This window comes from Pseudomonas tumuqii, from assembly GCF_013184545.1.
Lineage (GTDB): Bacteria > Pseudomonadota > Gammaproteobacteria > Pseudomonadales > Pseudomonadaceae > Aquipseudomonas > Aquipseudomonas tumuqii.
In genome coordinates this window covers 412,671-424,968 of the sequence record NZ_JAAOJA010000001.1, presented here as the reverse complement: position 1 = coordinate 424,968, position 12,298 = coordinate 412,671, and the positions used below count along the sequence as shown (strand labels likewise).

General features: G+C 64.1%; 7 protein-coding genes. 5 read left to right on the top strand and 2 right to left on the bottom strand.

The genetic code is table 11. The features are described 5' to 3' along the window. Positions 1-37: 37 nt before the first annotated feature. The gene (locus G9C89_RS01860; RefSeq protein ID WP_172143800.1) at positions 38-1,006 is read left to right on the top strand and encodes a polyprenyl synthetase family protein; all 969 of its coding nucleotides are present in this window, start codon (positions 38-40) and stop codon (positions 1,004-1,006) included. A gap of 311 nt (positions 1,007-1,317) precedes the next feature. Continuing rightward, positions 1,318-1,545 carry a PA4570 family protein gene (locus G9C89_RS01855; protein ID WP_172143798.1) on the top strand — a complete coding sequence of 76 codons (228 nt, stop codon included), beginning with the start codon at positions 1,318-1,320 and terminating at the stop codon, positions 1,543-1,545. Between the two features lie 113 nt (positions 1,546-1,658). Here G9C89_RS01855 and G9C89_RS01850 read toward each other — a convergent pair whose 3' ends face one another. Next, positions 1,659-2,276, bottom strand: a complete 618-nt coding sequence (locus G9C89_RS01850) for an FKBP-type peptidyl-prolyl cis-trans isomerase (protein WP_172143796.1) — start codon at positions 2,274-2,276, stop codon at positions 1,659-1,661. A gap of 156 nt (positions 2,277-2,432) precedes the next feature. Then, on the bottom strand, positions 2,433-6,584 hold the full coding sequence (locus G9C89_RS01845) for a sensor domain-containing protein (RefSeq protein WP_172144823.1): 4,152 nt from the start codon (positions 6,582-6,584) through the stop codon (positions 2,433-2,435). A gap of 440 nt (positions 6,585-7,024) precedes the next feature. Between G9C89_RS01845 and ettA the strand changes: the two genes are divergently transcribed. The 3 genes from ettA (at position 7,025) to G9C89_RS01830 (ending at position 12,039) form a co-directional block, all read left to right on the top strand. Further along, positions 7,025-8,689, top strand: coding sequence for an energy-dependent translational throttle protein EttA (gene ettA / locus G9C89_RS01840; RefSeq protein WP_172143794.1), 1,665 nt, complete (start codon positions 7,025-7,027; stop codon positions 8,687-8,689). A gap of 233 nt (positions 8,690-8,922) precedes the next feature. Then, on the top strand, positions 8,923-9,252 hold the full coding sequence (locus G9C89_RS01835; protein WP_172143792.1) for a TraR/DksA family transcriptional regulator: 330 nt from the start codon (positions 8,923-8,925) through the stop codon (positions 9,250-9,252). A gap of 330 nt (positions 9,253-9,582) precedes the next feature. Further along, on the top strand, positions 9,583-12,039 hold the full coding sequence (locus G9C89_RS01830; RefSeq protein WP_172143790.1) for a Lon protease family protein: 2,457 nt from the start codon (positions 9,583-9,585) through the stop codon (positions 12,037-12,039). Positions 12,040-12,298: the final 259 nt, after the last annotated feature.

Genomic DNA, 12,298 nt, shown 5'->3' with positions numbered 1-12,298 from the left:
AGCATGCCGCGCAACCTTTGAGGAGCACGTGCCGCTGATGCAACCCCAGGCTTTCTACCATGTGGTGGCGGATGACTTCACCGCCGTCGACGGCATCATCCGTCAACAACTCGTCTCGCGCGTGCCGCTGGTGGGTAAGATCGGCGACTACATCATCTCCGCCGGCGGCAAACGACTGCGCCCGCTGCTGGTGCTGCTCAGCGGCAAGGCCCTGGGCCTGCAAGACGACAACCTGCGCTTGCTCGCCGCCACCATCGAGTTCCTGCATACCGCCACCCTGCTGCACGACGACGTGGTCGACATGTCCGACATGCGTCGCGGCCGCAGCACCGCCAATGCCCAGTGGGGCAATGCGCCCAGTGTACTGGTTGGCGACTTCCTCTATTCGCGCTCCTTCGAGATGATGGTCGAACTCGGCTCGATGCCGGTGATGAAGATCCTCTCCCGCGCCACCCGGGTCATCGCCGAAGGCGAAGTGCTGCAACTGTCGAAGATTCGCGACGCCAGCACCAGCGAAGCAACCTACATGGAAGTCATCCGCGGCAAGACCGCGATGCTGTTCGAGGCCTCGACCCACAGCGCGGCAGCCCTGGCCGGCGCCACGGCCGAACAGACCGAAGCCCTGCGCACCTTTGGCGACAACCTCGGCGTGGCCTTCCAGCTGGTCGACGACCTGCTCGACTACCGCGGCGATGCCACCACCCTGGGCAAGAACGTCGGCGACGATCTGGCCGAGGGCAAGCCGACCCTGCCGCTGATCTATACCATGCGCGAAGGCACTGCCGAACAGGCCGCCCTGGTGCGTCAGGCGATCCAGAAAGGCGGCATCGAGGACCTGGAAAGCATCCGCAATGCCGTGGAAGCCGCCGGCGCGCTGGACTACACCGCCCGCCAAGCCCGCGACTATGCCGAGCGCGCCATCGCCTGCCTGGATGTCCTGCCCGCCAGCGAATACCGCGATGCCCTGGTCGAACTGAGCCGCTTCGCCGTCGCCCGCACGCACTGACGCTTGTCGTGACCAGAAGAGCCCGTCCATGCGACGGGTTTTTTATTGAGCAATAACCCGACTACCTGCCGGATCCAGCGATCCCTCGCAGGAGCCAGGGGGACGCCGAGTCCTTGCCGGCGATCCGCCGCAGTGCAAGCCGGGGCCGTCTGCCAGCGGTGCGCACGGCGCACCCTACCCGAACCGCGTCCACCCAAACATCGACCCGGGCGCGTCGACCAAGGCATGACCCCCATCGACCTGGCAATTAAGACTTGCTATTAATGTAATAAGAATTATTCTCATCTAACCATTTGAAAGGGAGATGAGTCATGACCTACTTGATCGATGCCTGGCTGGACCGGCCACAGCCTTACCTGCGCATTCTCAATCGCGACACCGGCGAAGTCTGCGCGCTACTGGAAGAACAGGCGCTGGATGAACTGCGGGATCAGGGCGATCTGGACCTGCATGAACTGAATTCCAACGAGCCACTGGTGCTCAAGGAATTGGTGCGCAACCTGTTTCTCTACTGCTATGCGCGGGCATTGCGCCCGTGATCTGCATCGGCAGAGAAACGTCGCGGGCATGGCCCGCTCCTACGCAAGGTCGACTGTTGTAGGAGCGGCGGGGACGCCTAGGCCATGCCCACGAACCGGAACCGCCTGAAACGTTAGAGAACGTCCAGCAGTTCGACGTCGAACACCAGCACGCTGTGCGGCGGGATGCTGCCAACGCCTTGCTCGCCGTAAGCCAGTTCGCTCGGCACATAGAGGCGCCATTTGCTGCCGGCGTTCATCAGTTGCAGGGCCTCGGTCCAGCCGGCGATGACGCCGCCAACCGGAAACTCGGCGGGCTGGCCGCGCTCGTAGGAGCTGTCAAACACAGTGCCGTCGATCAGGGTGCCGTGGTAATGGGTACGCACGCTGTCCTCGCGGGACGGTTTGGCGCCTTCACCGGCAGTCAGCACTTCGTATTGCAGGCCGGAGGCCAGTACGGTGATGCCGTCACGCTTGGCGTTCTCGGCAAGGAAGGCCAGACCGGCACCTGCCGCGGCTTCGGCCTTGGCCTGAGCTTCGGCCTGCATGATGTCGCGGATCACCTTGAAGCTGGCCGACAGCTCGGCCTCGCTGACGCGGCTCGGCAGCCCTGCGAAAGCATCGGAGATGCCGGCGATGATGGCTTCCAGGCTGGCACCCGGCGGCGGATTGTCACGCAGCTGGCCGCCAAGTTGACGACCGATGCCGTAGCTGACGCGGGTTTCGTCAGTGGAAAAATTGAGTTCGGACATGCCAAGGCTCCGCTGGGGCTGAAAAAAGGGCGACCAGCCTAGCACAGCGACGGCGACATGCCACACGGATCAACCCCGATGCCTCGCCAGCCCGGACAGGCGCGGGGCAATCCGCGCCTGGCTTGAACGCGCCAGACTTGCCCATGCCCTCATCCGCTAGCTGAGCATAAACAGTGCGGCGCCGCTGAACTGGGCGGCGAATTGGTGGGCGGGCATGGGCCGACCGAGCAGGTAGCCCTGGACTTCGTCGCAATCGTGGATGCGCAGGAAGTCCAGCTGCGCCTGGGTCTCCACGCCTTCGGCGATGACCGACAGGTTCAGGCTGTGGGCCATGGCAATGATGGCGCGGGCGATTTGCGCGTCCTGTTCGCCCTGCGGCAGGCCGTCGACGAAGCTGCGGTCGATCTTCAGCACGTCGATGGGAAACTGCTTGAGGTAGTTGAGCGACGAGTAGCCGGTGCCGAAGTCGTCGATCGCGATGCACAGGCCAAGATTCTTCAGGTCATTGAGGGTGCGCAGCGCGCTCGCCACATCCTGCATCAGAATGCTTTCGGTCAGCTCCAGCTCCACGCAGGCCGGGGCGACGCCACTGTCCTCGAGAATCGCGGCGATGCGCTGCGCCAGCGCGCCTTCGGTGAACTGCCGGGCCGACAGGTTGACCGAGATCTTCGGCACGCGGATCTTCGCCGCGTGCCAGCTTTTCAACTGGCGGCAGGACTCGGCTAGGACCCAGTCGCCGACCTGCACCACCAGGCCGAGTTCTTCCAGCACCGGGATGAAGTCATCCGGCGGCACCAGGCCGCGCACTGGATGCTGCCAGCGCAACAGGGCTTCGACGCCGGTCAGGCGCTGGCCGTTGCCGGAGAACTGCGGCTGGTAATAGAGCATGAACTCCTGCTGTTCGAGGGCGTGGCGCAGATCCCGTTCCAGCTCCAGGCGTTCCAGGGCGCTGGCGTTCATGTCCGCCTGATAGAACTGGAAGTTGTTCTTGCCATGCTCCTTGGCGTGGTACATCGCCGTGTCGGCGTTCTTCATCAGCTGGCTGAGCTCGTTGCCGTCCTGCGGACTGAGGGCGATGCCGATGCTGGCGGTGACGAAGAATTCGCGGCCTTCGAGCACGAACGGCCGGGCCAGGCTGGCGAGAATCTGTTCGGCAACATGGATCGCCCGGTTCAGCGCGCCCTCGCGATTGGCGCACGACTGCAGCAGCAGGGTGAACTCGTCGCCGCCCATGCGCGCCACGGTGTCGTCGCTGTCGACGCAGGCCTCCAGACGCACGGCGACGTCCTTGAGCATGCGGTCGCCAGCGGCGTGGCCCAGGGAGTCGTTGATCGGCTTGAAGCGGTCGAGGTCGAGGAACATCAGCACCACCCATTCCTGATGCCGTTCACCGTGTTGCAGGGCGGTGTGCAGGCGATCCTGGAACAGCGTGCGGTTGGGCAGCAGGGTCAGGGCGTCATAGTAGGCCAGGCGATGGATGCGCTGTTCGCTGGCCTTGCGTTCGCTGATATCGCTGAAGAAGCACACGTAGCTGACCAGGTCGCCATCTTCGTCCTGCACCGCGGTGATCCCGACCCAGGCCGGGAAGCTCTCGCCGTCGCGGCGCTTGAGCCAGATTTCGCCTTCCCAGCTGCCGCGCTGATTGAGCTGGTTGAGGACGTAATGCAGGTGGCTGGCTTGCTGGCGGTCGGCGGTGAGCATGCCCGGCAACTGGTCGAGGACCTGGGCCGAGGAATAACCGCTGACCCGACTGAAGGCCTTGTTGACCTGGACAATGTAGCCGGCCGGGTCGGTGACCAGGATCGCCGCGGTGGAGTGCTCGAATACCGTGGCGGCCATGCGCAGGTCTTTTTCCGAGCGGCGCTGCTGGCTGATGTCGCGGCCCACACCGAGCAGGCCTTCGAAATGGCTGTTTTCATCCCACATCGGCACCAGGCGCAACTCGACCGGAATTTTCCGGCCATCGGCGCGCAGGCAGTCGAAGATGAACAGTTGCGGCTGGAACTGCTCACGCAACTCGAACATGCGCTGGGGGCTGCCGAGCGCGCCGCGGACCCGGTCGAGCAGGATCGACAGGCCGGCCAGTTGCTGCGGGTTGGCGGCCAGGTTGTGGAAGTTGTTGGCCAGGAGCCATTCCGGTCGATGGCCGAGCAGCGGTTCCACCGAGGGGCTGACGTAGTTGAGGTGCAGGCTGTTGTCGGTGGAGAAGATCACATCGCTGGTGCTCTCCGCCAGCAGCCGGTAACGCTGCTCGCTGTTGCGCAGCGATTCGCTGCTTTCGATCTGCTCGGTGATGTCCTTGGCCACTCCGATCAGGCGGCTGACCCGGCCGCGGGTGTCGCGGGCCAGGGCCTGCTCGCGGATGCTGAACCAGCGCCAGGCACCGTTGCGGTGGCGCCCACGCAGTTGTGACTCGAGCAGGACGCCGTCGCCGATCACCTGCTGCAGGTTGCGGATGCGCCAGTAATAGTCGCTGTCGTCGGGGTGCAGGATGTGCTCCCAGAAGCGCTCGCCCAGGGCTTTCAACTCGATCGTGCTGTAGCCCAGCTGCAGGCCCAGGTGGTGGTTGCTGAACAGCACGCGTTTATTCAGCAGGTCATGCACGTAGAGGGTGTCCGGCACCGCGCGCACCACATCCGACCAGAAGCGCTCGCGCTCGATCAGTGACAGCTCGATGCGCTTGCGGCTGGTGATGTCGCTGATGCTCAGGGTCACCGCGTTCAGTTCTTGCGCGCTGTCCGGCAGGCGCAGCACCAGCCACAGGTGACGCTCGTGGCCTTGCGGGGTGCTGATCCGGCTCTCCAGTTCGAGCTGGCCGGTGCCTTCGAGCAGGGCGCTGAGCAGCTGCACGCGAAAGCCCGCGGGGCGCAGCGGACCGCTGTCGATCAGGTGCTGCCAGGCTTGCTCGGTGGAGTCGACGCCGAGCAGGTGCAGGGCCACCTGATTGGTCTCGGTGAAGCGCATCAGCTGCAGCAGTTCACCATGCCGCTGTGGATGGGCGAGCAGCCAGTGCCTCAGCCCCGCGCCGTCATGGATCTGCTGCTGGTGCAGGTACTCCGGCAGCGCGGCCAGGTCCAGTACACAGAGCGCGGTGCCGGTGCCATCGAAGATATCCTGGTAGCGCCGGCGGGTGTCCTGCAGCACGCGGGTGGCATGCTGTTGCTCGGTGACGTCGCGCAGCACCCAGACGAAACCCAGGCGCCTGGACGGCTCGCCGAGTTCGCAGCGGCTGATAGCGAACAGACGGGCCATGCCGTCCTGCTTGATCTCGACCAGGTCGGGCTCAATCTCGTCAGGCTCGTCAGGCTCGCTGGAGTCGTGCAGCCGCAACGGATCGAGGCGCGGCAGCAGTTGCAGCAGGTGCCAGTTGTGCGCGTCGCGGCTGCGTAAACCGAACAACTCCTCGGCCTGGGGATTGAGGTAACTCAGCTGGCCATTGCTGTCGGTGACCAGCACCCGTTCCTCGATGGCCCCCAGTGCACTGGCCGCCTGGCGTAGCGAGCGCCGCGAGGCCGTATTGAGTTCATGCAGGCTGCGCTGTTCGCGCAGCAGGCGGTACAGGGCGAGCAGGGTCAATACGGAGCAGAGCGCGAACAGCAGGAATTTTCCGGTCAGCGCGGGTAGCAGTTGGGCGCGCGCACTGCGCTCGTCGAACAGGGCACGCAGTTGCCAGTCGCTGCCCTTGAGCGGGGTCAGGAGAATGCTCTGCTGCAGATCGGTAGCGCTTATCGGTGCAGCGCTCGCGCTGTCGGCGGCAGCGTCGCCCTGCTGGCTGGCAATCGTGCGTTGTGCCTGGTGGTCTTCCAACTGCCAGCGATAGCGACTCTGGTGGTGTTGATACAACCAGGCGCGCAATGCCTCGTCGGTCAGGCGCAAGACCCAGTAACCGCTCGGGTTGCTGCCCTGGCTCTGCCGCAGCAACAGGTAGATCAGGCCGCCTTCGCGGGTGCTGGACGCATAGTAATAAGCCGAGCCGTTGCTGCGCTGGATCAGACCGGGCAGGGCGTGGCTGTCATCCGCCGGGGGTTGGCTGTCTGCCAGGATAATGCCGTGTGGGTCAAGCCAGGCCAGGCTGTGCAGGCTGCTGAAGATCCCTCGCAGACTGTGCAGCAGATTCTCGTCGATCGCGCCCGGCCCTGGCGCCGAAGTGCTTTGTCGCAGCATCGCCACGCCGGCCTGGGCCTTCAGCTCCATGCTCAGGCTGAGGTGATTGGCCAGTTGCGCGCTGAACTCATGGCTGAGCTGGCGCTGGTTGTCGAGCAAATGCCGCGACTCCACCTGCAGCTGCCACAGCAGCAACGCCAGCATGCCCAGCACCAGCGCGACCAGCGCCCCCTTGATCGAGCTGCGCCAGGGCGGCGTCAGCGGTTCGCCTGGCGCGTGCGGTAACGACGGTGATGTGTGGCTTGGCACTTGATGACGATCCTGCAATTACGGCTCGATGAAAGCAGGGCGTGCCTGTGTCTTCCACTAGATCTGCCTTCTAGCAAAAACGGGCGCGCGCGCGGGGCGCTAGCATGCCATAACCGTGGCGAAGTGCCAGTGCCGCCGACGAGCGTCGTTTGCCCTGCACGGAGCATTCCGGTAGCTTTGTCGCACGCGCGCGGGAGCTGTTACAGGCGTTTTCGACAAGCCCGCTGGTGTGTGGTGCCGGGCGTTGCGTCAGGCGCCGTCACCCATGGTCTTGCGTTTGTCGCGCGACAATCTGCTGCCATTTTCAGTTTTCTGTCTTAGAACCAAGGTTATTCATGGCCCAATACGTCTACACCATGCACCGGCTGAGCAAAGTAGTGCCGCCGAAGCGGGAAATTCTCAAGAACATTTCCCTGTCGTTTTTCCCCGGCGCCAAGATTGGCGTGCTCGGCCTCAACGGTTCGGGCAAATCCACCCTGTTGAAAATCATGGCCGGCGTCGACAGCGAGTTCGACGGCGAAGCCCGGCCGATGCCCGAGCTGAACGTCGGCTACCTGCCGCAGGAACCGCAACTCGATCCGAACAAGACCGTGCGCGAAGTGGTCGAAGAAGCCGTCAGCGTGATCAAGGACGCCCAGGCGCGCCTCGATCAGGTCTACGCCGCCTACGCCGAGCCGGATGCCGACTTCGACAAGCTGGCCGCCGAACAGGCCAAGCTCGAAGCCATCCTCCAGGCCAGCGACGGCCACAACCTCGAGCGCCAGCTGGAAGTCGCCGCCGATGCGCTGCGCCTGCCGGCCTGGGATGCCAAGGTCGCCGTACTGTCCGGTGGCGAGAAGCGCCGCGTCGCGCTGTGCCGCCTGCTGCTGTCGGCGCCGGACATGCTCCTGCTCGACGAGCCGACCAACCACCTGGACGCCGACTCGGTGGCCTGGCTGGAGCATTTCCTCCACGACTTCCCCGGCACCGTGGTGGCGATCACCCACGACCGTTACTTCCTGGATAACGTCGCCGGCTGGATTCTCGAACTCGACCGTGGCGCCGGCATTCCCTACGAGGGCAACTACTCCGGCTGGCTGGAAGCCAAATCCAACCGCCTGGCGCAAGAGTCCAAGCAGCAGTCGGCCCATGAAAAAGCCATGAAGGAAGAGCTGGAGTGGGTGCGCAAAGGCGCCAAGGCCCGTCAGTCGAAATCCAAGGCGCGCCTGCAACGCTTCGAGGAAATGCAGTCGCAGGAATTCCAGAAGCGCAGCGAAACCAACGAGATCTATATCCCGGCCGGTCCGCGCCTGGGTGACAAGGTCATCGACTTCGTCAACGTCAGCAAGGGTTACGGCGACCGTGCGCTGATCGACAATCTGTCGTTCAGCATGCCCAAGGGCGCCATCGTTGGCGTGATCGGCGGCAACGGCGCCGGCAAGTCGACCCTGTTCCGCATGCTCATGGGCAAGGAACAGCCGGATGGCGGCAGCATCGAGATCGGCGACACCGTGCAACTGGCTTGCGTCGACCAGAGTCGCGACGACCTCGACGGCAGCAAGTCGGTGTTCGAGATGATTTCCGGCGGCTCCGACCAGATACGCATCGGCAACTACGAGATTCCGTCGCGTACCTACGTCGGCCGCTTCAACTTCAAGGGCGGCGACCAGCAGAAGTTCGTCAAGGACCTCTCCGGTGGTGAGCGTGGCCGCCTGCACCTGGCCCTGACCCTCAAGGAAGGCGCCAACGTCCTGCTGCTCGACGAACCGTCCAACGACCTCGACGTGGAAACCCTGCGTTCGCTGGAGGAAGCGCTGCTCGACTTCCCCGGCGCGGCCATCGTCATCTCTCACGATCGCTGGTTCCTCGATCGTGTCGCCACCCACATCCTGGCGTACGAGGACGACTCGCACATCGAGTTCTTCGAGGGCAACTACACCGAGTACGAGGCCGATCGCAAGAAACGCCTCGGCGACGCCGCCTCCCAGCCACACCGGGTACGCCACAAGAAACTGGCGTAATAGCCTGCTGGTAAGAAGAGCCTGCACATCGCCTGTGCAGGCTTTTTTTATGGCTGATTTCCGGCAATACGCTGCCCGGGTGTCCGCTTTCCCGTAGGCGCGCAGCGACAACCCACCCGCTTCGGGCCACGTCAGTGTCGCCAGGCTACTCGTGCAAGTAGTGATTGATGTCAGTGCAAGCTGGCCAGGAACGTCCACACTTGAATGAGTAAGTTTCCCTCTGGAGTTCCCCTATGTCTGCTTTCGATCCTCAAGCGGCACTCGATGCCCTGCTCGCCGAGTACAGTGCGCGGGCCAGTGCGATTCGTCAGGATTTGGCCCGCAGCCACTCGCCGGATTTTGCCGAGCAGGCCCTGCAACGACAGAACGATGAGGTGCTCGAAGCCCTGCTGGCCGAGGCCGAGAAAGGTTTGCGCCAGGTGGGGATGGCCAAGCTGCGACTGGACGAAGGCACCTATGGTGACTGCCTGCGCTGTGGCGAGCCGATCGAGCTGGCGCGTTTGCAGGTGCTGCCGGCCGCCGAGTACTGCCTGGCCTGCGCCGATCACGTGGTCGGCAGCTAGCAGGCCGCGCCTGCCCTCCTCATCCGCACGACCTGCCGCGCGCGACTGGGCCTTTCAGTTGCAGTCGATGTCAGCCTGCACTCGCCTGGCGGTGAATTCAGCCGCGTCGTCATGGGGCGGCGAGGCACTGCCCGCACCGGCATTTCTCCGGGTAGCGCACGTCAGGGGGATGGCCACTTGCTGCAACAGCGCATGGGCGGGGTTCCTGGGGTGACCACGTCACGCTTACGCATACCGGCATCTTTTCGCTTGCTCGGGATCAACCATACGGCTTGTGGATGGCGGTCGATGCGGCCATGATTTCAACAGCCCTCCGTTCAAGGATTACCAATGCCAGACTCCGTTGCAGCCCATTTGCGGCTGGCACCTGAAGCACTCACCCGTCCGTTCTCGCCCGAGCAGTTCAACTTCACCAGCACCGATGACCTGGAACCATTTCGCGGTGTGCTGGGCCAGGAGCGCGCGGTCGAGGCCCTGCAGTTCGGCGTGGCGATGCCGCGCCCCGGTTACAACGTATTTGTCATGGGCGAGCCCGGTACCGGGCGTTTCTCGTTCGTCAACCGCTACCTCAAGGCCGAAGCCAAGCGCCTGGCGACCCCGGCGGATCACGTCTACGTCAATCATTTCGACGAGCCGCGCGAGCCGCGTGCGCTGGAATTGCCGGCAGGTAGTGCCGGGGCGTTCATCGCCGACATCAACCTGCTGATCGACAACCTGCTGGCGACCTTCCCGGCGGTATTCGAGCACCCGTCCTATCAGCAGAAGAAGAGCGCCATCGATCGCGCCTTCAACAAGCGCTACGACCAGGCGCTCGATGTGATCGAGAAGCTGTCCCTGGAAAAGAACGTGGCGCTGTATCGCGACAGCAGCAACATCGCCTTCACCCCGATGCTCGAGGGCAAGGCGCTGGACGAGGCCGAGTTCGCCCAGTTGCCGGAAGCCGAGCGCGAGCGCTTCCACGTCGACATCTCCACCCTGGAAGAACGACTCAACGAAGAATTGGCCAGCCTGCCGCAGTGGAAGCGCGAGTCGAGCAACCAGCTGCGCCAGCTCAATGAAGAAACCATCACCGTGGCGCTGCAACCATTACTGGCGCCGCTGTCGGAAAAGTACGCGGAAAATGCCGGCGTCTGCGCCTATCTGCAGGCGGTGCAGGTCAACCTGCTGAAGACCGTGGTCGACCAGCTGGTCGAAGTGGAAAAGGCCGATGCGCAGACCCGCAAGCTGCTCGAAGAGCAGTACTGCCCGAGCCTGGTGGTTGGTCATCATGCGCATGGCGGTGCACCCGTGGTGTTCGAGTCGCACCCGACCTACGACAACCTGTTCGGCCGCATCGAATACAACGCCGACCAGGGCGCGCTCTACACCAGCTACCGGCAACTGCGCCCCGGCGCCCTGCACCGGGCCAACGGCGGCTTCCTGATTCTCGAAGCGGAGAAGATGCTCGGCGAGCCGTTCGTCTGGGATGCGCTCAAGCGTGCACTGCATTCGCGCCAGCTGAAGATGGAGTCGCCGCTCGGCGACCTCGGCCGCATCGCCACCGTGACCCTCAATCCGCAGGTCATTCCCTTGCAGGTCAAGGTCATCATCATTGGCGCGCGCCAGCTGTATTACGCGTTGCAGGACCATGATCCGGACTTCCAGGAAATGTTCCGCGTGCTGGTCGACTTCGATGAGGACATTCCCCTGGCCGACGAGAGCCTGGAACAGTTTGCCCAGCTGATGAAGACCCGCACCATGGAAGAAGGCATGGCGCCGCTGACCGCCGCCGCGGTGGCGCGCCTGGCGACCTTCAGCGCACGCCTGGCCGAGCACCAGGGACGTCTTTCGGCGCGGATCGGCGACCTGTTCCAGCTGGTCAGCGAGGCCGACTTCATCCGCCAGTTGGCCAATGAAACGGTCACCGACGTCGGCCATATCGAGCGCGCCCTGAAAGCCAAGGCGACCCGCACCGGCCGCGTGTCGGCGCGGATCATCGACGACATGCTGGCCGGCATCATCCTCATCGACACCGCCGGTGCCGCGGTCGGCAAGTGCAACGGCTTGACCGTGCTGGAAGTCGGCGACTCGGCCTTCGGCATGCCGGCGCGGATTTCCGCCACCGTCTATCCCGGCGGCTCGGGCATCGTCGACATCGAGCGCGAGGTCAACCTCGGCCAGCCGATCCACTCCAAGGGCGTGATGATCCTCACCGGTTACCTGGGCAGCCGCTACGCCCAGGAGTTTCCCCTGGAAATTTCCGCGAGCATCGCCCTGGAGCAATCCTATGGCTATGTCGACGGCGACAGTGCCTCGCTGGGCGAGGTCTGCACGCTGATTTCCGCCTTGTCGCGCCGTCCGCTCAAGCAGTGTTTCGCCATCACCGGCTCGATCAACCAGTTCGGCGAGGTGCAGGCGGTCGGCGGCGCCAACGAGAAGATCGAAGGCTTCTTCCGCCTGTGCGAGGCCCGTGGCCTGACCGGCGAACAGGGCGCGATCATCCCGCACTCCAACGTCACCACCCTGATGCTCGACGAGCGGGTGCTGCAGGCGGTGCGGGCCGGGAAGTTCCATATCTATGCGGTGCGCCATGTCGACGAGGCGTTGAGCCTGCTGGTCGGCGAAGATGCCGGCACGCCAAACGCCGAAGGTCAGTTTCCGCCTGGCAGCGTCAATGCGCGGGTGGTCGAGCGCTTGCGCGAGATCGCCGAAATCGACATGAGCGAGGACGACAAGGAGGTGAAGGCCGAAGTGCTGGTGGCGCTGCCCAAGGAGAAAAAACCGCGCGCGAAGAAGCCGGCCGCCTGAGAATCTGTGAAAAAACGCCAGCGGCGCTGCGTTTTAGCGGTGGGTATTGGCCCGCTTTGTGGAAGGGGCTTTAGCCGCGACTGGCCTTGAAGATGCTGAAAGCATCGCGGCTGAAGCCCCTTCCACGGTTGCCTGCGCAAGTGCATATTGTCCGCTGCGGCGTTGCGCTCGAAATTTACCTATCTGCTGTCCCTGCCCTCCACCTGCTGCCAGGCCGCTGGCGGGCGCAACCGGCGGCTTGGGCGAGGCTTCGGCGCGG